This window comes from Salipiger bermudensis HTCC2601 (genome assembly GCF_000153725.1).
Classification (GTDB): Bacteria; Pseudomonadota; Alphaproteobacteria; order Rhodobacterales; family Rhodobacteraceae; genus Salipiger; species Salipiger bermudensis.
The window spans coordinates 1,495,046-1,516,333 of the sequence record NZ_DS022276.1 but is presented as its reverse complement, the minus strand read 5'-3'; the positions used below and the strand labels follow the sequence as shown (position 1 = coordinate 1,516,333).

The 21,288-nt window shown below is 67.7% G+C and carries 16 protein-coding genes; 10 read left to right on the top strand and 6 right to left on the bottom strand.

Going from position 1 to position 21,288, the window contains the following annotated elements:
* Positions 1-169 precede the first annotated feature (169 nt).
* From R2601_RS07230 to ahcY, 4 genes are all read right to left on the bottom strand, one after another.
* On the bottom strand, positions 170-2,170 hold the full coding sequence (locus R2601_RS07230) for a TonB-dependent receptor domain-containing protein (protein WP_007795812.1): 2,001 nt from the start codon (positions 2,168-2,170) through the stop codon (positions 170-172).
* A gap of 354 nt (positions 2,171-2,524) precedes the next feature.
* Positions 2,525-3,874: an esterase-like activity of phytase family protein gene (locus R2601_RS07225; protein WP_007795809.1), complete on the bottom strand. Its 1,350-nt coding sequence runs from the start codon at positions 3,872-3,874 to the stop codon at positions 2,525-2,527.
* A 159-nt stretch (positions 3,875-4,033) separates the two neighbouring features.
* Positions 4,034-5,002, bottom strand: coding sequence for a ketopantoate reductase family protein (locus R2601_RS07220; protein ID WP_007795807.1), 969 nt, complete (start codon positions 5,000-5,002; stop codon positions 4,034-4,036).
* 149 nt (positions 5,003-5,151) lie between these two features.
* Entirely contained in the window at positions 5,152-6,537 is a 1,386-nt protein-coding gene (gene ahcY / locus R2601_RS07215; RefSeq protein ID WP_007795805.1) for an adenosylhomocysteinase, read from the bottom strand.
* A gap of 142 nt (positions 6,538-6,679) precedes the next feature.
* On the opposite strand from ahcY, the gene R2601_RS07210 reads away from it, so the two are divergent.
* Genes R2601_RS07210 through R2601_RS07200 form a run of 3 tightly spaced genes read left to right on the top strand, consistent with a single transcriptional unit; the run spans position 6,680 to position 8,451 of the window.
* Positions 6,680-7,369: an FkbM family methyltransferase gene (locus R2601_RS07210; RefSeq protein ID WP_007795803.1), complete on the top strand. Its 690-nt coding sequence runs from the start codon at positions 6,680-6,682 to the stop codon at positions 7,367-7,369.
* Between the two features lie 3 nt (positions 7,370-7,372).
* Positions 7,373-7,969 carry an HD domain-containing protein gene (locus R2601_RS07205; RefSeq protein ID WP_040544466.1) on the top strand — a complete coding sequence of 199 codons (597 nt, stop codon included), beginning with the start codon at positions 7,373-7,375 and terminating at the stop codon, positions 7,967-7,969.
* Positions 7,966-8,451, top strand: coding sequence for a GNAT family N-acetyltransferase (locus tag R2601_RS07200; protein WP_007795796.1), 486 nt, complete (start codon positions 7,966-7,968; stop codon positions 8,449-8,451). Before R2601_RS07205 ends, R2601_RS07200 begins: the two co-directional genes overlap by 4 nt.
* 42 nt (positions 8,452-8,493) lie before the next feature.
* On the opposite strand, the gene R2601_RS07195 is transcribed toward R2601_RS07200, so the two are convergent.
* Together R2601_RS07195 and R2601_RS07190 are read right to left on the bottom strand one after the other, a co-directional pair.
* Complete coding sequence (locus R2601_RS07195; RefSeq protein ID WP_007795793.1) at positions 8,494-9,048, bottom strand: ActR/PrrA/RegA family redox response regulator transcription factor; 555 nt, start codon at positions 9,046-9,048, stop codon at positions 8,494-8,496.
* 81 nt (positions 9,049-9,129) lie between these two features.
* A complete protein-coding gene (locus R2601_RS07190) occupies positions 9,130-9,750 on the bottom strand; it encodes an SCO family protein (protein ID WP_007795790.1) in 621 nt (206 codons plus the stop codon).
* An 84-nt stretch (positions 9,751-9,834) separates the two neighbouring features.
* Here R2601_RS07190 and regB point away from each other — a divergent pair, with 84 nt between their 5' ends.
* The 7 genes from regB to addA all read left to right on the top strand — a co-directional run bounded on the left by regB (position 9,835) and on the right by addA (position 21,282).
* On the top strand, positions 9,835-11,226 hold the full coding sequence (regB, locus tag R2601_RS07185) for a sensor histidine kinase RegB (RefSeq protein ID WP_007795788.1): 1,392 nt from the start codon (positions 9,835-9,837) through the stop codon (positions 11,224-11,226).
* Positions 11,227-11,322: 96 nt separating this feature from the next.
* On the top strand, positions 11,323-12,816 hold the full coding sequence (locus R2601_RS07180) for a PAS-domain containing protein (protein ID WP_007795786.1): 1,494 nt from the start codon (positions 11,323-11,325) through the stop codon (positions 12,814-12,816).
* A gap of 56 nt (positions 12,817-12,872) precedes the next feature.
* Positions 12,873-13,346, top strand: coding sequence for a tRNA (adenosine(37)-N6)-threonylcarbamoyltransferase complex ATPase subunit type 1 TsaE (tsaE, locus tag R2601_RS07175; RefSeq protein WP_007795782.1), 474 nt, complete (start codon positions 12,873-12,875; stop codon positions 13,344-13,346).
* Positions 13,343-14,320: an aminoglycoside phosphotransferase family protein gene (locus R2601_RS07170; protein ID WP_007795779.1), complete on the top strand. Its 978-nt coding sequence runs from the start codon at positions 13,343-13,345 to the stop codon at positions 14,318-14,320. Before tsaE ends, R2601_RS07170 begins: the two co-directional genes overlap by 4 nt.
* Positions 14,305-14,985, top strand: coding sequence for a nucleotidyltransferase family protein (locus tag R2601_RS07165; RefSeq protein ID WP_007795777.1), 681 nt, complete (start codon positions 14,305-14,307; stop codon positions 14,983-14,985). The genes R2601_RS07170 and R2601_RS07165 overlap by 16 nt, the downstream gene beginning before the upstream one ends.
* On the top strand, positions 14,978-17,908 hold the full coding sequence (gene addB, locus R2601_RS07160; RefSeq protein ID WP_007795774.1) for a double-strand break repair protein AddB: 2,931 nt from the start codon (positions 14,978-14,980) through the stop codon (positions 17,906-17,908). The genes R2601_RS07165 and addB overlap by 8 nt, the downstream gene beginning before the upstream one ends.
* The gene (gene addA / locus R2601_RS07155; protein WP_007795772.1) at positions 17,905-21,282 is read left to right on the top strand and encodes a double-strand break repair helicase AddA; all 3,378 of its coding nucleotides are present in this window, start codon (positions 17,905-17,907) and stop codon (positions 21,280-21,282) included. Before addB ends, addA begins: the two co-directional genes overlap by 4 nt.
* Positions 21,283-21,288 lie beyond the last annotated feature (6 nt).

Sequence of the window (21,288 nt, the reverse complement as noted above, 5' to 3'; positions counted from 1 at the left end):
CCGATACCCCCATGCAACCAAGAGGGGCGCCTTCCGGCGCCCCTCTCCCGTTTCCTGCCTGTAACCTGCAAGCCCGCACCGGCCCCGAGGGAAGAGGGGTGGTGCGAGACTGCCTCGATGCGCTCCCGGCGTGCCGTCCGGAAGGCGATCCAGTGTCTTCCGCGGGAGATCAGAAGGTCAGTTCGAGACCCACGTAGTAGGTCCGGCCGGGCCCGTTCCCGGAGGAAGCCCAGGGGGCGTATTCCTCGTCGGTGAGGTTCGAGACCTTGGCCGAGACGAAGAGGTTGTCCATCGCTTCGTAGCTGGCGAACACGTCCCAGAGCCCGTAGTCATCACTGTCGGACTCGCTGTCGAGCGACTCGCCGGCGGCGGTGTAGCTGTAGGTCGCACCGGTCGTCAGATCGCCGTTCAGGAAGCGCCGCGCCACAGTGGCCGAGAAGGTCTCGGGCGGCTGCAGCTCGTAGTCGTCGTAGCCCGAGGGCGGGGTCGAGTCGGAATTGGTGTAGGACATCGCCGCCGACCACAGCTCGGTATCGTAGGCCGCCTCGATCTCGATGCCCTGCGTGACCGTGGTGCCGGGGATGTTGTCGTAGAAGGCCAGCGTGGTCGGCCCGACCGAGGTAAAGCCATCCTCCTGGACATAGGCCACGTAGTTGTCGACGTTCATCTTGTAATAGGCGATCCGCGCGGTGAGGTTGTCGCCCGCGGTGAAGAGGTTCTGCTTGGCGATGTTCACACCGATCTCGCCGCCTTCCGAGGTCTCGGTCTCGAGGTCCGGGTTCGGCCCGAGATAGAGGTTGAAGAAGCCGTAGCCGTGGAAGCTCTCCTGCAGGGTCTCCTGCAGCGACGGCGACCGGGTGCTGCGCGAGTACGAGACATAGGGCTGCAGCCAGTCATTGACCTGATAGGCGATGCTGATCTTGGGGTCGATCGAGCTGTCGTCGATATCCACGTCGCCCGATTGCAGCTCGTTGTCGAGCCGACCGTGCAGGCTGTAATCGCTGTAGCGCAGCCCGGCCATGATCTCCCACGGGCCGTTGCTGAACACGTTCTCGGTGAAGATGCCAAGCTTCTTCGACTCGCCATAGGTCGGGTTGGCGCCGCCCTCGGCGCCGCCGAGCACATCCTCGATATACTCGAACCCGTTGGTCGAGGTCACGCTCCAGCCGCCGAGCATGAAGTCACTCACGTTGGTGACGTCGATGCCGGTGGTGATGGTCTCCATCTGGCGCCCGACATAGGAGCCGGTGCCGGTGATCGAGCCGGTATACTCGTTGTCAGTGACCGCCCGGTAGAGATTGGCGGTCAGGTTGATCGCGGGGCTGTGGTCGAGATGATAGCTCAGCTTGTAGATGTCCGAGGTCATCTCCTGGTAATAGGAGTTCGACGCGTAATCGGCGTTCATCCGGGTTGCCAGAAACTCGAGGCTCTGGGTCTCGGTCAACTGGTAGGCGCCGCGCAGCAGGTAGCTGTCGAGGTCGCGGTCGGTGTTGTCGACGGTGTTCCCGGCGCCATCCTCGAAGGCATCGGCGGTGGTGCGGGCATAGGCGCCAAGCAGCGAGACGCGCTCATCGACGTAGCCTGCCGCCGCCATGCGGCCGAAATTGTCGCCATTGTCGCCATAGGTGAGCCTGACGCGGCCGCCGGCGCCGTAGCCGTCGACGATGTCCTCGGCGTCGATCAGCCGGAAATCCACCGCGCCCGCCGAGCCGCTGCCGCCGGCGGTCAGCACTGCGCCCCGGGTGACATCGATGCCCTGCAGGAAGAGCGGATCGAAATTGGCGTAGCCCTCCGAGGCGTGGCCGTTGAAGCGGAAGTTCTGCGGCACGCCCTCGACGGTCATCGCCACGCGGCCCTGCCCCTGCTGACCGCGGATCGAGACCGCGACGCCGGGCTGACCCGGGTTGAGGCGGGTCTGCACGCCGGGCACCTGCCGCAGCACGTCGTCAATGGTGGCGGTGCCGCCCTGCGCGGTGACCGCGCTGCCTTCAAGCCGCGAGATGTTCTCGCCGGCGTAGACCGGGGTTCCATCCTCGGAATAGCCCAGCACGATGCGGCCGAGGTAATGGGTGTCGCTTACGGCGGCGTCCTGTGCCGCCGCGCCAGTCGTCATCGCCGCGAGCGCCAGCGAGATGGCGGTGGCATTCCGGTAGAATGCTCGAGGTTTCATTGTGTCCGTCCTTGTCCCTGCCCCGGACCGGCGCGGCTGCCTCGGCAGTCGAACCGACCGGACGGCCCTACGCGAAACGACCGCCTGTAGCGGGTCGAAGCGCGGATGACCGATGTGGTTTTCGAAATAGGAAAACTGGCTGGCGAAACGGCGGACAGAGGGACGTCCGATTTGTTTCAGCTGGCGCCTGCGCTTGCCCTAGCGGCTCCGCGTGGCAATTGTCAAGTAATTTACTCGGGAATAAGGCCTCGACGATCCCGACGCGTGCAACCCGCGCGCGTCCGGAGGCGTGACGGCCTGAAACGCGAAGCGGGCGCCCGCAGGCGCCCGCTCGCCGATCGGGTGGCGGACCGCTTACTCGGCGCCCAGAAGCTCCGGCACCGACAGCAGGATGAACTCGTTATGGGCGGCTTCACCGGGCACACGGCCGCCCGAGAAGGGCAGGTTGTTGTCGTTGGCGACCATGATGTGGGTCTCGTCGACGCGGGCGACATCCTCGATGGTGAAGAACGGGAAGGTAAAGCTGCCCTCCGCCGGCGACAGCCCTTCGATCGCGACGCCATCGGGATCGGCGATGTCGAGCAGATCGATATGGCCGATGCGGCGGATGTAGCCATCCTCGTCGGTGTCGGACATGTCGACCAGCACCACGTTCTTGACCTGCGCCGGGTTCGGGTAGCAGTCGGAGGTGTCGGTCGCGCCCTCGGCGCAGGCATTCGCGGCGTCGCCCTCGCCATTGTCGCGCTCGATGACCAGCGCGCGGGTCTCGTCGATGAAGTTGAAGTCGCCGATCGCGGTGGCGCCCTCGGCCAGCGCGAACTTCACGCTCTCGCCGGTCCATTCGCCCGCTTTCGGGTCGAACTGGATGACGCGCAGGAACGGGCCCTCGGTCTCGCCGCCTTCAAGCAGGATCGGCTTCTCGAGCATCGCCCAGAGCATGTCGGTGCCCGGCTGCAGCGCCATGCCCTCGTAACCGCCCGAGCGCTGCACCTGGTAGTCGGTGCCAGCGGTGGCGGGAACGTAGACGCTGTAGGTGTCGGGGCCAGTCAGGGTCTTTCCGTCAAACTCGGTGGCGTAGACCTCCTTGACCACGCCGTCGAGCGTGGCGCGGATGATGTAGGGGCCGAATTCGTCGCCGATGAACACCTCGTCGCCCAGCACCTGGATCGACTCGAGGTCGAAATCGGCGCCGGTCAGGTAGCGGGTCTCGGTGCCCTCATAGGCGATGCGGAACGGGACCTTGCCGTCGGGGTCGCTGAGGAACACGGTCTCGCGGCGCTCGACGGTGCCGTTGTCGAAATCCGGTGCCATCTTGTGGAAGAACAGCATCGCGTCAGGCGAGTTGCGCTTCGAGCCGAAGCCGTTGTCGGTGAGCGTGTACCAGCTGCCATCCTCGGCACGGGTCATGGCAAAGCCCGACATGCCCTGCACCGGCTGGCCGATGAACGGCAGCGAGATGCCGGTGTCATGTGCGCCGTAATTTCCGCCCGTGTTGCCCATGACGGTCATCGGCTGATCGTTGCGGGCGCCCGAGGTGTACTTGCCCGAGATCCACAGGTCGCGCGGCGCATCCGCCGGCGGCTCGACCAGCGACAGGGCCGGCAGGTAGGCGTGGCCGGCGAGGGTCGCGGGGAAGCTCTCTTCGGCGATGACGGGGGCGGCCAGCACACCGGCCAGCGCGAGAACGGAAAGCGAAAGGCGCATTCTTCACATCCTTATGAGTGTATGAATGCGCCCGAGCTACCGACCTCTGGTAACGCGAACATGGCCGTCCGGTGTCGGTTTGGTAACGACGCCAAACCCCTCATATTGCGCCATTAATTTTCACCAAGGCTCTCCTTTGGCGAGAGCCTGACGCGCCGCTCAGGCCGAAAAGACCTGCTCCATCTCGTCTTCCGACATCTCGCCGGCCCCCTTACCGCCGGCGATCATGCGCGCGGCCAGTTCGGTCATCCGAGCGTTCAGCGGGGCATCCTGCCCGTGCAGTCGGCCCAGCAGCGCCACCTCGCCGTTGAGGTAGTCGGTCTCGACGCTGCCGGCCCCGCGCGCGATGCTCTGACGGGTCGAGCTGCCCGAGCGCGGCGTGCCGTCGATCTCGGTGATCTGCATGAATTCCTTTCGGCGCGGATCGTCGAGCCCGGTGTCGCGCCACGCGATCCCCGACGCTTTGAACACCGCCCTTGCCTCGTCCTTCAGCCGGTCGGTGAAGCGCGGCTTGTCGGCGTCGAGCGGCAGCATGGCGTCAACGATGTTGCCAAGGTTCATCAACAGCTTGCCGTATTTCGCCTCCATCACCGCCTCGGAGACGAAGGTGGCGATATTGGCCTTGTCCAGAGCCTCTTTCAGCGCCGCATCGTCCGCGTCAGAGCCTTGCGGGTAGCGGCCGATCTCGAACAGGCCGTAACAGGGCGCGCCGTGGGTGATGACCTCGCCGGGCTCGAGATAGGTCGCCGGCATCATCACGGTGACGCCATGCACATTGGGGAAATAGCGCAGCGCGGTGCGCTCGTTAGCGGTGCCGTTCTGCAGGCAGAACAGCGGCTGATCAGTCATGCCGGCGGCGCGCAGATCGGCCAGCGCCGACTCGGTGTCCTGCCCCTTCACGCAGAGCAGCACGACATCGTCCGGGCGGAACGTGATCTCGGAAGGCGTCGCCACGCAGGGCAGATCGACCGTCACGCGCCCCTTGGGCGAGATCATCGTCAGGCCACGCGCGCGGATCGCCTCGAGCATCCGGCCCCGCGCGATTCCCAGCACCTCTTGGCCCGCTTCGACCAGCGCCGCGCCGACGACGCCCCCGATGGCGCCGACACCGTGAATGATGATCCGCATGATCCCCGTCCTTTCCGTCTCTGTTCCTGCCGCAATGCGACACGTCCCTGATCTATCACGCAAATAAGCAAGGGCCAGAACAGAAGACGCCCCGCACGGGTGGCGGGGCGTCTCTGGGTCTCGGACGGGCAAACCTGCCCGCCGGGTGATCAGTAGCGGTAGTGTTCCGGCTTGAACGGGCCTTCCGGTGTCACGCCGATATAGGCGGCCTGCTCGGCCGAAAGCGTGGTCAGCTTCACGCCAATGCGATCGAGGTGCAGGCGCGCGACCTTCTCGTCGAGATGCTTGGGCAGGATGTAGACCTTGTTCTCGTACTGGTCGCCGTTCTTGAATAGCTCGATCTGCGCCAGCACCTGGTTGGTGAACGAGGCCGACATCACGAAGCTCGGGTGGCCGGTGGCGTTGCCGAGGTTCAGCAGGCGGCCTTCGGAGAGCAGGATGATGCGGGCGCCCGAGGACATCTCGATCATGTCCACCTGGTCCTTGATGTTGGTCCACTTGTGGTTCTTGAGCGAGGCGACCTGGATCTCGTTGTCGAAGTGGCCGATATTGCCGACGATGGCCATGTCCTTCATCTCGCGCATGTGCTCGATGCGGATCACGTCCTTGTTGCCGGTGGTGGTGATGAAGATGTCGGCGCTCGAGACGACGTCTTCCAGCAGGACCACCTCGAAGCCGTCCATCGCCGCCTGCAGCGCGCAGATCGGGTCGGCCTCGGTGACCTTGACGCGGGCGCCTGCGCCGCGCAGCGACGCCGCCGAGCCCTTGCCCACGTCGCCATAGCCGCAGACCACGGCGACCTTGCCGGCCATCATGGTGTCGGTGGCGCGCCGGATGCCGTCGACGAGGGATTCCTTGCAGCCGTACTTGTTGTCGAATTTCGACTTGGTGACGCTGTCGTTCACGTTGATCGCCGGGAACGGCAGCAGGCCCTTCTTCTGCAGGTCATAAAGACGGTGCACGCCGGTGGTGGTCTCTTCCGAGACGCCCATGATCGCCTCGCGGGTCTTGGTGAACCAGCCCGGGCTCTGTTCCATGCGCGATTTGATCTGCGCGTGGATGACCTCTTCCTCTTCCGAGGTCGGCACGCCCAGATCCTCGCCCGCCTCGGCGCGCGCGCCCAGCAGGATGTAGAGCGTGGCGTCGCCGCCATCGTCGAGGATCATGTTGGCACCCTCGGGGAACTGGAACGAGCGGTCGAGGTAATCCCAGTGCTCGGTCAGGGTCTGGCCCTTGACGGCAAAGACCGGCGTGCCGCCCGCGGCGATGGCTGCCGCGGCGTGGTCCTGCGTCGAGAAGATGTTGCACGACGCCCAGCGCACATCGGCGCCCAGCGCGGTAAGGGTCTCGATCAGCACGGCGGTCTGGATCGTCATGTGCAGCGAGCCGACGATCCGGGCGCCCTTGAGCGGCTGCTCTTCGCCGAACTCGGCGCGGCAGGCCATCAGGCCCGGCATCTCGGTCTCGGCGATATCCAGTTCCTTGCGGCCGAACTCGGCCAGCGCGATGTCCTTGACGATATAGTCTTCAGCCATGTTCCGGCGCTCCAATCCTGCAATACGGGTTTGGAGGGGAGGTAGCATCCCTTGAAATGCCCGGCAACGTGGATCAGAAATTGGCACCAATAGAACCATAACGATGCCGCGACGAAAGCGGACAGCAGGCGGAGCGCAGCACATGGACGAGGCCGGTGGGGTCTATCCCTCGAACGAGTACGGGCGCTACTGCGTGCCCGAGGGGCTCGAGGACCGGCCCGCCGCCCGCGCGGTGATCGCCGGGCGCGCCTACGAGCCGGACACGCTGCGCTTCATGCGGCAGCACGCGGGCGACGGCGACATCATCCACGCGGGAACCTTCTTCGGGGATTTCCTGCCGGCGCTGTCGACCGGACTGGCCGAGGGGCGCAAGCTCTGGGCCTTCGAGCCGAACCCGGGCAATTTCGCCGCCGCGCGCAAGACCGTCGCGCTCAACGGGCTCGCCAATGTCGAGCTGACCAATGCCGCGCTGTCGAACCGCGATGGCGCGGTGCTGTTCCGTACCCGCGACGCCGAGGGGCGCTCGCTCGGCGGGCTGTCGCATTTCGTCGAGGAGCCGGGTGACGGGATCGAGTCTGTTTCGGCGGTGATGCTCGACTATACGGTGCCTCTGACGCGCAAGGTTTCGATCCTGCAACTCGATGTCGAGGGCCATGAAAAGCAGGCGCTGCGCGGGGCCTGGCATATCGTGCACCGCTCGAAGCCGATCCTCGTGCTGGAGTATTTCCGGCAGGAGGCCTGGATTCGCCGCACCTTCCGCGGGCTGGGCTATGCCCATCGCGGCAAGCTGCACAGCAACCACGTCTATAGCTGCGACCCTCTGGAGGTCTGACTCATGCCGAAACAGAGCCGCGCATGGCAACGGATGCTCTCGGGCCGCAGGCTCGACCTGCTCGACCCGACGCCGGTGGATATCGAAATCGAGGACATCGCCCACGGGCTCGCCTTCGTGGCGCGCTGGAACGGGCAGACCGAGGGGGACTTTCCCTATTCGGTGGCCGAACACTCGCTGCTGGTCGAGGCGCTGTTCTCGCGCATGTACCCCAATGCCACGCCCGCGCAGCAGCTCACAGCCCTGCTGCATGACGCGCCGGAATACGTCATCGGCGACATGATCTCGCCGGTGAAGGCGGCGGTGGGGCCGGAATACAAGGAGCTCGACAAGCGGCTCGAGGCGGCGATCCACATCCGCTTCGGCCTGCCGGCGCTCTGCCCGGTGACGCTCAAGAAACGCATCAAGAAGGCCGACATGGTCTCGGCCTACATGGAGGCGACGCAGATCGCGGGGTTCACCGAGGCCGAGGCGAAAAAGTTCTTCGGCCGGCCCGACGATGCGCTGATGCAAGGGCTCGACATTCACCTGCGCCCGCCGGTCGAGGCCCGCCACGCCTTCACCGCGCGCCACGCCGAACTTCTGGAGCAGCTGCCATGACCATCACCACCCGCCGCGCCGCCCCGCTCGATGCCCGCCAGATGGCCGAGATGCTCAACGAGATCATCGAGGCCGGCGGCACCACCGCGATCACCGACCCGGTCAGCCGCGAAGATCTGCTGAGCCGGATGGAGGCCGATCCGCGCTCGATCTGGCACGTGGCCGAGGATGCGGCGGGCGCGCTGATGGGGTTCCAGTGGATCGAGCCGCATCTCGAGCATGGCGAGACCGTGGGCCAGATCGCCACCTTCTCCCGCATCGGCAAGACCGGCCTCGGCATCGGCTCGAAGCTCTTCGAGGCCACCGCGCGGGCGGCGCGGGCCGCAGGCTATACATGGATCAATGCCGAGATCCGCGCCGACAACGAGGGGGGGCTGATCTACTACCAGAGCCGCGGCTTCGAGGATTACGGCGCCATTCGCGGCTATGTGATGGCCAACGGGCAGGTCGTCGACAAGGTGCTCAAGCGCTACGACCTCTGAGCGCGGCGCCGGCCGCGATACAGCTCAGCGCAGGCAGATCGCTCAGCGCGGCGAGCGCTTGGCGAGGATGCGCTGCAGGGTGCGGCGGTGCATGTTGAGCCGGCGCGCGGTTTCCGAGACGTTGCGGTCGCAAAGCTCGTAGACCCGCTGGATGTGCTCCCAGCGCACCCGGTCGGCGCTCATGGGGTTTTCCGGCGGCGGCGGCAGATCGTCGCCCTTGGACAGCAGCGCATTGGTGATGTCGGTGGCGTCGGCGGGCTTCGAAAGGTAGTCGGTCGCGCCGATCTTGACCGCGGCGACCGCGGTGGCGATGGCGCCATAGCCTGTCAGCACCACGATGCGGCTGTCGGGGCGGCGTTCGCGCAGCACCTCGACCACGTCGAGCCCGTTGCCGTCCTCGAGCCGCAGGTCAACCACCGCATAGGCCGGCGGGCGGGCGGTGGCGATGGCGCGGCCGCCGGCGACGGAGTCGGCGGTCTCGACCTCGAAGCCGCGCTTTTCCATCGCCTTGGCGAGGCGCCTCAGGAAGGGCTCGTCATCGTCGACAAGGAGCAGCGAGCGATCGTCGCCAAGGTCTTCGATCTTGTGTTCCGACACGTGCGTTCCCTCAACCCTACTTATCCCACTGATTTAAATATCCCGCGGGGTGGGAAGGGTCAAACCGACTTGTCGCAGTTGTTACATCCGGTCGATGAAGCAGGCCGCCGCCGTCGCAACGTCCTCCGGCGACTTGTCGCGGCGGAAGTACTCGACGAAGCCGTGTTCCGGGAGCACGAGGTAGGTGAAGGTCGAGTGATCGACGAGGTAGAACTCGTCCTCGGCATCCTGCTTCTTGTAGTAGGTCCGGTAGGCCTGGCTCGCGGCCTGGATCTGCTCGGGCGACCCGGTGAGACCGATCATCCGCTCGTGCACATTGTGTGCGAAATCGCCCACCGCTTCGGGGGTGTCGCGCTCGGGGTCGATGGTGATGAAGACCGGCGTCACCATCTTGCCCTGCGCCTCGAGCAGGTCGACCGCCTCGGCGTTGCGCACGGTGTCGAGCGGGCAGACATCAGGGCAGAAGGTGTAGCCGAAATAAAGCAGCGTCGGCTCGGTGATCACGTCCTCGTCGGTCACTGTCTCGCCCTGCGCGTTCACCAGCTCGAACGGGCCGCCGATCTGGCCGGCACCACCGGCGATGGCACCGGAGCGGCAGGGCTCGAACGGGTCGGCCGCGGCGCTCTGGCGCGTGTAGAGCCACGTTCCCCCGATCAGCAGGACGAGGACGAGGGTGGCGGCAACGGCGGCGATCCAGCGCATGAGACGATTCCGGAGTTGTTTGCGTATCTGCTGGGGCAGACCTAACAATTGCCGCGACAGGATCAAAGAGACGAAAGCGCGCAGATGAGCGAAGAGGACCTGGGACTTCTGGACGAGGACCAGCGCGGCAATTTCATTCGCCTGCGCACCATGATCGTCCTGCGCTGGGTCGCCATCGGCGGCCAGCTCATCGCCATCTCGGTGGCGCGGCAGCTCTACGGCCTGCAGCTCGAACTGGGCCTGTGCTATCTCGCCGTGGGCGTGTCGGTGGCCGGCAACCTCGTGGCAATGTTCGTCTTTCCCGAGAACAAGCGCCTGTCGGAAACCGAGAACACGCTGATGGTCATGTTCGACCTCTTGCAGCTTTCGTTCCTGCTGTTCCTCACCGGCGGGCTCAACAACCCGTTCTCGATGCTGGTGCTGGCCCCCGTGACGGTCTCGGCCACGGTGCTGTCGCTGCGCTCGACCATCCTGCTCAACGCCACCGCCTTCGTGCTGGTGACGCTCATGGCCTTCATGCACATCCCGCTGCGCCCGGCCGACGGTCCGGTGCTGGAGCTGCCGCAGATCTTCATCTTCGGCGAGTGGGTGGCGATCTCGATCGCGCTGGTGTTCATCTCGGTCTATGCCCGCCGGGTCACCACCGAGATGAACGCCATGTCGGACGCGCTCATCGCCACGCAGATGGCGCTGGGGCGGGCGCAGAAGCTCAACGATCTCGGCGGCGTGGTGGCCGCCGCCGCGCATGAGCTGGGCACGCCGCTGGCCACCATCAAGCTCACTTCCGCCGAACTGATCGAGGATCTCGACGACCGCCCCGACAGCCAGGAGGACGCGCGCCTGATCCGCGATCAGGCCGACCGCTGCCGCGACATCCTGCGCAGCATGGGCCGCGCCGGCAAGGATGACCTGCACATGCGGCAGGCGCCCCTCACCGAGGTGATCCGGGAGGCCGCGGAGCCGCACGAGGATCGCGGTAAGACCATCGGGATCGAGACCCGGCCCGACCCGCAGGATCCCGCGGTGCCGCAGATCCTGCGCCGGCCCGAGATCATTCACGGGCTGCGCAACCTGATCCAGAACGCGGTGGACTTCGCCAGCAGCGAAGTCTGGGTCGAGGCGCTCTGGGACGGCGACAACGTCACCGTGCGGATCCTGGATGACGGGGCAGGCTTTCCCTCGCACCTGATCGGACGGCTCGGCGATCCGCTGATGCGCCGCCGCCGCAGCGATGCCGACCGCCGTGCCCGACCGGAATACGAGGGCATGGGGCTGGGCCTGTTCATCGCCAAGACCCTGCTCGAGCGCAGCGGCGCGGAGCTCAGTTTTGCTAACGGGTCGGCATCGGCCTCCGAGGGCAGGAGTGGCGCACGCACCGGCGCCATCGTCGAGGTCGTCTGGCCCCGCGACAGCATCGTCCCGCCGGCGTCTCCGATCGGGATCGGAATCGGAGAGAACCGCCCCTTCGACGCCTGACCAATCTTCCCGAGACGCCGCTTAACCCCGGATTAACCTTTCCTGCCGTACCCATTGGGAAGGACAATTTCCGGGATCTGCGCCTTGGTAGAACCAATGCTCGCTCTTTTGACCGGCCTGATAGCCGGCGGCGCCGCCTTTCTGGCGGGATGGCTGCTCAATCGCGCCAGCCGGCGACTCCCGAGCGCAGCGCTTGCCGAGCCACCGGAACCGCCGGTCACGCTGATGCTGCGCGACGGCGCCGTGGTCGACAGCTCCTCGCAGGCCGACCGGCTCTTCGGCCGCGCGACCGGTGAACCGCTCGGCTGGGCCGAGATCGTCACGACATTGCAACCGCTCTTCGGCCCCCTGCCCGACGCGCCACCCCGTTCACCGGGCAGCTACACCGCCCTGCACGATCCGCAGACCCGGCTCACCCTCACCCCGGATGGCGACGGTCTGCGTCTCGAGATCAGGACCCCGCCCCTACCCATCGGGGAGGCGCTGAGACTGCGCTGCCACGAGCCCGAGTCGAAACGCCTGCACCGGGCCGTGGCCCGCGCGCCGCTGGCCATCTGGATGACCAACAGCGCCCATGTCGTGACCTGGAGCAACACGTTCTTCGACGATCTGCGCGCGCAGGCAGGCGCCGCACCGGGCAGCGCGCCCTTCTCCCTGCATCCAGACCCGGCGCAACCGCTGCGGGTGACCCGCACAAGGCTTGGTGGGGACGGTTGCGCCCCGGCTTCGTGGTACGAGGTGCAGTCGTGCCGTGTCTCGGACGGATGGCTTCACTACGCCCAGAACATCGACCCGGTGATCGCGGCCGAGACGACACAGCGCACCTTCCTGCAAACGCTGACCCGCATCTTCGCGCATCTGCCGATTGCGCTCGCGGTGTTCGACAAGGAGCGGCGGCTGGTGCTGTTCAACCCGGCGCTGCTCGACCTGACGCAGTTGCCGGCGGATTTCCTGACCGGCCGGCCAAACCTGCTCAGCTTCTTCGACATGCTCCGCGACCGGCAGGTCCTGCCCGAGCCGCGCGACTATCGAAGCTGGCGCGACAAGCTGGGCGAGGTCATCGCCGCCGCCAGCAGCGACCACTACGTCGAGACATGGTCACTGCCCTCGGGGGCGACCTACCGGATGACGGGCCGGCCGCATCCCGATGGTGGCATCGCCTTCCTGTTCGAGGATATCAGCGCAGAGGTTTCGCTGACCCGGCATTTCCGGCAGGAGCTCGAAACCTCGCAATCGGTGCTCGACAGTCTCGAAGAGGCCATCGCCGTGTTCTCCCGCACCGGCAAGCTCGCTTTCTGCAATGCCCCCTATCGCGAGATGTGGGGCTCCGACCCGGAAGAAAGCCCCGCCGATCTCGGCATAAAGGAGGCCACGCGGCACTGGCAGGCCGCCTTTCGGCCCAGCCCGATCTGGGGGGATCTGCGCGAGTTCGTGACACTCGAGCGCGACCGCGCCCCGTGGGATGCCGAGCTTCACGACCACGACGGCCAGCCGCTGCGCTGCCTTGCCGAACCGCTGCCCGGCGGTGCCACGATGGTCCGCTTCTGCCAGCTGCCCCTCCGCCAGCCGGAGACGCTCGCGCAGGGCTGAACGCCTGCCGTGGGAACCCGCTTGCGCCGGCGCGGCGGGAGGGTATCTTCGCGGCCATGACCTCGCCGCGCGCCGTTCTCACCCTGACCTCGCCCGAGGCGACCTGTGCCCTCGCCAGCCAACTGGCGACGCGGCTCTCGCCCGGCGACGTGCTGCTGCTCTCGGGCGGAATCGGGGCCGGAAAGACCCATTTCGCCCGCTGCCTGATCCACGCCCTGCAAGACCCGCCAGAGGATGTGCCCTCGCCGACCTTCACGCTGGTACAGGTCTATGACACCGCCGCCGGCGAGCTCTGGCACGCGGATCTCTACCGCCTCTCAGACCCGGATCAATGCGAGGAGCTTGGCCTCGCCGACGCCTTCGAGACCGCGATCTGCCTCGTCGAATGGCCAGACCGGCTCGAGGATCTCGCACCCGCAGACGCATTGTCGCTCAGCTTCGACGCAGGCGCGGCCGAGGACAGCCGCGCGCTTACGCTCGACTGGAGCGATCCGCGTTGGGACGCCATCGTGACGGAGCTGACCGCATGACCGACCTCTTCCTCGCCAAAGCCGGCTGGGCCGAGGCCACGGCCTCGCCGATCGCCGGAGATGCCTCGGCCCGGCGTTACACGCGGCTTTGCAAGGGCGCCGCGCGGGCGATCCTGATGGACGACCCGGACGGCGACACCGCGCTCTTCGCCCGGCTCTCGCGGCACCTGCTGTCTCTCGGCCTGAGCGCACCGGAAATCCTTGCGGAGGCCCCGGGAAAGCTACTGCTCGAGGATCTGGGCGACGGCCTCATCGCCCGTCTCGCCACCGATCCCGAGACCGAAAAGCAGCTCTATCTCTTCGCGACCGACGCTCTGATCGCCCTGCACCAGCACGCGCCGCCCGCCGATCTGCCGGAGGCAAGCCCGCAATATCTGGCGGTGATGACCGACCTCGCCTTCACCTGCTTCGCCACCAACGCAGGGTTTGCCCCGCAAACCGGCACAGCCGAGGCCTGCGCGCAGGCCTTCGAGCGCGCGTTGGCGGCCCATGCGCCCGAGACCGACGTGATGATCCTGCGCGACTACCACGCCGAGAACATCCTCTGGCTCCCGGATCGCCAAGGCCCCGCCCGCGCCGGTCTGCTCGATTTCCAAGACGCGCTGCAGGGTCACCGCGCCTATGATCTCGTCTCGCTGATCGAGGATGCCCGCCGCGACGTCGCCCCCAAAACCGCCGAGGCCGCGATCCGTTACTATCTCGGGGCAACCGGCCTGCCCGAGACGCCCTTCCGCACCGCGCTGGCGGTGCTGGGCGCCCAGCGCAACCTGCGCATTCTCGGGGTCTTCGCCCGGCTCGCCGCGACCCGGGGCAAGCCCGGCTATATCGACCTGATCCCGCGGGTCTGGGGCCACCTGCAGGCCGACCTGCGCCACCCGGCCCTTGCAGAGGTCGCCGCGATCCTGCATCCGGCGCTTCCCGCGCCCACGCCCGAGATCCTGCAAAGGCTGAAATCTCCATGCCCGACGCCCTGATGCTCTTTGCCGCCGGCTTCGGCACCCGCATGGGCGCCCTGACGGCCGACCGCCCCAAGCCGCTGATCGAGGTTGCGGGCCAGCCGCTGATCGACCACGCGCTGGCGATGGCCGAGGGCTTCGGCTCGCTGCGCCGGGTCGCCAACGCGCATTACCGCGCCGACCAGCTCGAGTCGCATCTCGCCCCCCGCGACGTGACGGTGTCGCGCGAGCAGCCCGAGATCCTCGACACCGGCGGCGGGCTGCGGCACGCGCTGCCGCTGTTGGACGCCGACCCGGTCTTCACCCTCAACACCGACGCGGTATGGTCCGGCCCCAACCCGCTGCGCCTGCTGGCCGAGGCCTGGGATCCGGCGCGCATGGATGCACTTCTGCTCTGCGTGCCGCTTGGAAACGCCGTGGGCCGCAAGGGCGGCGGCGATTTCGACATCCTGGGCGATGGCCAGCTCAGCCGTGGCGGAGATCTCGTCTATACCGGCGCGCAGATCGTCAAGACCAAGGCGCTTCACGCCGTCACAGAGCCTGTTTTCTCGCTCAACGTGATCTGGAACCAGATGGCGGAACAAGGCAGGCTCTGCGGCCTGCCCTATCCGGGCCAGTGGTGCGACGTGGGCCACCCCGACGGCATCCGCCTCGCCGAAGAGATGCTGGCCGCCGATGTTTGAGCCCTCCGCCGCCCCCCGCGTCTTTGCCGTTGCGCCCGGCATCGATTTCCCCGAGGCGCTGGTCGCGGGGCTGCGCACGCGCATGGAGGGCCAGCCGCCCGAGGCGATGGCGCGGGTCGAGCTGATCGTGAACACCACCCGCATGGCGCGGCGCATCCGGCAGATCTTCGATCGCGGCCCGGCAACGCTGCTGCCGCGCATCCGGCTTCTGAGCAATGTCGCCGACCCGATCGCGCTGGCGCATCTTCCGGCGCCGGTCTCGCCGCTCCGGCGGCGGCTGGAGCTGACCGGGCTGGTCTCGGGCCTGCTCGATGCGCAGCCCGATCTCGCCCCCCGCACCGCGCTTTTCGATCTCGCCGACAGCCTCGCCACGCTGATGGACGAGATGCAGGACGAGGGCGTCTCGCCCGAGGATATCGCGGCGCTCGATGTCAGCGACGAGTCCGGCCACTGGCAGCGCGCGCTCAGCTTTCTCAACATCGTGCAGCGCTATTTCGACAGTGCCGAGGATGCGCCCGATACCACCTCGTTCCGCCGTCTTGCGCTGAAACAGAGACTGTCCGACTGGGAGGTCAACCCGCCGTCGCACCCGGTGATCCTTGCCGGTTCGACCGGCTCGCGCGGGGGCACGAACGAGCTGATGCGCGCGGTGGCGCGGCTGCCGCAGGGCGAGCTGGTGCTGCCGGGCTTCGATTTCGACACGCCGGAGAGCGTTTGGCACGGGCTGACCGATGCGCTGGCCAGCGAGGATCATCCGCAGTTCCGCTTTGCCAAGCTGATCAACGATCTCGGCATGCAGGCCGGCGACGTGCTGCGCTGGTCAGAAGCCGAGCCGCCCAGCGCAGCGCGCAACCGGCTGATCTCGCTGGCGTTGCGACCGGCGCCCGTCACCGACCAGTGGCGCGACGAGGGGCCGATGCTGCCCGATCTGATCGCCGCCACCGAGGATTTGACACTGGTCGAGGCCGCCTCGCAGCGCGACGAGGCCACCGCCATTGCGCTGCGCCTGCGGCAGGCCGCCGAAGAGGGTGTGACGGCGGCGCTGATCACCCCCGACCGGATGCTGACGCGGCAGGTCACGGCGGCGCTCGACCGCTGGAACATCCTGCCCGATGACAGCGCCGGCACGCCGTTGCAGCTGTCGCCGCCGGGCCGCTTCCTGCGCCATGTTTCGACCCTGTTCCAGCACGATCTGACCGCCGAGGCCCTGCTGACGCTGCTCAAGCACCCGCTTTGCCATTCCGGCCATGACCGGGGCGAGCACCTGCGCGCCACCCGCGAGCTCGAGCTGCATATCCGCAACAAGTCCTGGCCCTATCCGCGCCCCGAGCTGATCCGTGCATGGGGCGTCGCAGCCGAGATGGAGAGCTGGGCCAACTGGGTCGCCGACAGTTTCTGCCAGCCACCCCGGCGCGGCAAGCGGGCGCTTTCGGACTGGATCGAGGATCACATCGCCCGCGCCGAGGCCATTGCTGCCGGGCCGCAGGGCGAAGACTCCGAGCTCTGGAAAGAGGCCGCGGGGCGCAAGGCGCGGGCCGTGGTCGAGGGTCTGCGCGACGAGGCGGGCTTTGGCACCGATCTCGACGCGCGCGACTACGGCGATCTCTTCGCGGCGATCCTGCAGCAGCATGAGTTGCGCGACCGCGACGCGCCGCATCCGCGGATCCTGATCTGGGGCACGCTCGAGGCGCGCGTGATGGGGGCCGACCTTCTGATCCTCGGCGGGCTGAACGAGGGCTCGTGGCCGGAACTGCCCGGCGCCGATCCATGGCTGAACCGCCGGATGCGGCACAAGGCGGGCCTTCTGGTGCCCGAGCGGCGCATCGGCCTCGCCGCGCATGACTTCCAGCAGGCGGTGGCCGCGCCGCAGGTCTGGCTGACCCGCGCGCTCAAGTCCGACGATGCCGAAACGGTGCCCTCGCGGTGGCTAAACCGCCTGATGAACCTGATGAACGGCCTGCCCGACCGCAGCGGGCCGCAGGCGCTTGCAGCGATGAAGGCGCGCGGGGGTCACTGGCTGGCGCTGGCCCGGGCGCTGGAAAGGCCGCAGCCAAGCCCGCCCGCGACCCGACCCTCGCCGGCGCCGCCGGTCGAGGCGCGCCCGCGCAGCCTCTCGGTCACCGAGATCAAGCACCTGATCCGCGACCCGTTCCATATCTACGCCAAGCGGGTGCTGCGGCTCGCGCCGCTCAACCCGTTGCAACGCGCCCCCGACGCGCTGCTGCGCGGCATCCTGATCCACGAGGTGCTCGAGGAATTCGTGAAGGAGAGCCTCTCGGACCCCTCGCAGCTGACCACCGAGGCGCTGCTGCGCCGCACCACCGCGCTGATCGGCGATCCCGAACGCGTGCCCTACCCGACGACGCGGCATCTCTGGCAGGCGCGGCTCGGGCGGGTGGCGGAATGGTTCGCCGAGACCGAGCGCGCCCGGCAGGCCATCGCCCGCCCGGCGCATTTCGAGATCATGGGCCATGCCGAGATCCCGGCGCTGGGGTTCACCCTGCGTGGCAAGGCCGACCGGATCGACATCGATGATCGGGGCGGCGCGCATCTTTACGACTACAAGACCGGCGCCGCCCCGACCGAGAGCCAGCAGCGCCATTTCGACAAGCAGCTTCTGCTCGAGGCGGCGATGGTCGAGCGCGGGGCGTTCAAGGATCTGCAGCCAAGACACACCGAACAGGCCGTGTTCGTCTCTGTCGCGAACAACCCGCGCGAGGTGCCGGCGCCTCTCGAGGAGATGCCAGCGCAGCAGGTCTGGGCCGAGTTCGAGACCCTGATGGCCCGCTGGTTCGAGCCTGATCGCGGCTATACCGCCCGCGCCGCGCTGGTGCGGGAGAAGGACCTGTCCGAGTATGACCACCTGTCGCGCTTCGGCGAATGGGACGTGGTCGACGAAGCCGACCGCGAGGTGCTGGAATGAAGCGCGACGAGGCAACCGAGGCGCAGGTCCGCGCCGCGCGGCCGGATCTGTCGACATGGCTCTCGGCCAATGCCGGCTCGGGCAAGACCCGCGTGCTCACCGACCGGGTGGCGCGGCTGCTGCTCGACGGGGTGCTGCCCGAGCACATCCTGTGCCTGACCTACACCAAGGCCGCCGCGACCGAGATGCAGAACCGCCTGTTCCGCCGTCTCGGGGCCTGGGCGATGCTGGATGACGAGGCGCTCGGCGCCGAGCTGCGCCAGCTCGGGCTCGACGGGCCGCTGCCGCCCGAGCGGCTGGCCGGCGCGCGCACGCTCTTTGCCCGCGCCATCGAGACACCGGGCGGGCTGCGCATCCAGACCATCCACTCGTTCTGCGCATCGCTTTTGCGGCGCTTCCCGCTCGAGGCCGGCGTCTCGCCGCAGTTCCACGAGATGGAGGACCGCGCGGCGCAGCTTTTGCGCGCCGAGGTGCTCGACCGACTCTCGGAAGGCCCGCAACAGGCTCTGGTGGCCGAGCTCGCGCGCCACCTCACCGACGATCCCGACAAGCTGCTGGCCGAGATGTGCCGCACCAAGGAAGCGTTCCTGCCGGCGCGGTCGCGGGAAGAGATCCTCGCCATGTACGGTCTCTCGCCCGATGACAGCGAGGAGGCGCTGCTGGCCTCGGTCTTCCTTGGCGGCGAGATCGAGCTGCTGCGCGAGGTGGCGACGGCGCTGGCGGGATCCGGCAAGAACGACCAGAAGGCGGGTCTGCAACTGGCCCGCATCACCGCCCCCGATCTCGACGCGCTGCAGATCCTCGAGGGCGTACTGCTCACCGGCAAGGCCGCCAAGGAGCCCTTCACCGCCAAGATCGGCAGCTTCCCCACCAAGGGGCTGCGCACCGGCGCGCTCGAGCCGCTGATGAACAGGCTCGAAGACCTCATGCGCAGGGTCGAGCAGGCGCGTCAGACCAGGCTGGCGCTGGGTGCCGTCGGGCGCGAGCTGGCGCTGCACCGTTTTGCGCAGGCCTTCCTGCCCGCCTACGAGACCGAGAAACAGCGCCGTGGATGGCTCGATTTCGACGATCTGGTGATCCGCGCCCGCGATCTGCTCTCGGATGAGCGGGTGGCGGAGTGGGTGCTCTACCGGCTCGATGGCGGCATCGACCACATCCTCGTCGACGAGGCGCAGGACACCTCGCCGGTGCAATGGCAGGTGATCGAGCGGCTGGCGCACGAATTCACTTCCGGCGAGGGCGCGCGGGCTGACGTTCGGCGCACGATCTTCGTGGTCGGCGACAAGAAGCAGTCGATCTACTCCTTCCAGGGCGCCGACCCGCGCGAGTTCGACCGCATGTGCGACGAGTTCGCCGAGCGCCTGCAACGCACCGAGGCCCCGCTCAGCCGGATGATGCTGGAATACAGCTTCCGGTCCGCCGAGCCGATCCTGCGGCTGGTCGACAACACCTTCGACCGGCGCGAGGCGGCGGGGTTCTCGCAGGATCAGAAACACCGCGCCTTCAAGTCCGAGATGCCCGGCCGGGTCGATCTCTGGCCCCATGTGGAGCCCACCAAGGACGACGAGGAAGAGGCCGACTGGTACGAGCCGGTCGACCGCATCGGCCAGCGCCACCACGCGGTGATCCTTGCCAACCGCATCGCGGGCTTCATTGACCGCACCATCGGCACGCCGCTGCCCGAAGAGATCGGCCATAGCGGCAGCTACAAGACGCGCCCCGCCCATGCCGGCGATTTCCTGATCCTCGTGCGCGGGCGCGGCACGCTGTTCTCCGAGATCATCCGCGCCTGCAAGCAGCACAACCTGCCGATTGCCGGGGCCGACCGCCTCAAGGTGATGTCGGAACTGGCGGTGAAGGACATCGGCGCGCTCTTGGCGTTCCTCGCCACGCCCGAGGATGACCTCTCGCTCGCCACCGCGCTGCGCTCGCCGCTCTTTGGCCTGACGCAGCAGCAGCTTTTCACGCTGGCGCAGGGCCGGAAGGGCTATCTCTGGGCCGAGTTGCGCCGGAACAGAGACGCAGTGCCGCGCGTGATGTCGGTGCTCGACGATCTGCGCAGCGAGACCGATTTCCTGCGCCCCTACGACCTGATCGAGCGTATCCTGACCCGCCATGACGGGCGCAAGCGGCTGCTCGGCCGGCTGGGCGAAGAGGCCGAGGACGGCATCAACGCGCTGCTCGCGCAGGCGCTGGCCTACGAGCAGACCGAGGTGCCCTCGCTGACCGGCTTCCTCGAATGGTTGCAGACCGACGATCTCGAGATCAAGCGCGCCCCCGACAGCGCCGGCAGCCGCATCCGGGTGATGACGGTGCATGGTGCCAAGGGGCTCGAGGCGCCGATCGTGATCCTGCCCGATTGCGCCGAGCCCAACAGCCAGATCCGCGACAGCCTGCTCGAGGGCGAGACCGGCACGGTCTGGAAAGCCAGCGCCGACCGGCAGCCGCAGGTTCAGGCGCAGGCGCTGGCCGAGGCCAAGGAGGCCGACCAGCGCGAGCGTGACCGGCTGCTCTATGTGGCTCTGACCCGGGCCGAGAAGTGGCTGGTGGTCGCCGCCGCCGGCAAGCTCGGCAGCCAGGGCAACGCCTGGTACGATCAGGTGCGGATCGGCATGGAGCGCTCGGGCGCCGAGCCCACCGAGTTCGGCTTCGGCGGCTGGGGCAGCGGCGAGGGGCTGACGCTGGGCCGCGCCGATTGGAGCGACCTGCCGCATGAGAGGGTCGAAGAGACGCCCCGCATCGAGGTGGACCTGCCGGACGTGTTCCGCCATCCGGCAGCGGTGCCTGAAGCGGTGGCAGAGGCGGTCTCGCCGTCTGGTCTCGGAGGCCCGAAGGCGCTTGGCGGCGAAGACGGCGACGACACCGAAGAGGCGATGCTCAGAGGCACCGCGCTGCACCTTCTGCTCGAACACCTCTCGGCCCTGCCACCGGCGGCGCGCCCCGACGCGGTGCCGCATGTGCTGGCGATCGTCGAGGAGCTGCCGGAAGAGACCGATCGGCTGGCCGAGGAGGCGATCGCGGTGCTCGAGACCCCGGAACTCGGGCCGTTCTTCGCGCCCGGCAGCCTTGCCGAGGTGCCGATTTCGGCGAGTATAGAGCCTGTCGGGCGCATCCACGGCATCATCGACCGGCTGCTCGTCACCCCGGACAAGGTGATCGCGGTGGACTTCAAGTCGAACCGCACCGTGCCCGCGACGCCGGCAGAGGTGCCCGAGGGGCTGTTGCGACAGATGGGGGCCTATGCGGCGGCACTGGCGCAGATCTGGCCCGGGCGCGAGGTGGAAACGGCGCTGATCTGGACAGCGACGCAAAGCTACATGGCACTGCCACACGATCTTGTGTCTGCCGCGCTGGCTCGCGCTACAACGGCTTGACCTCTT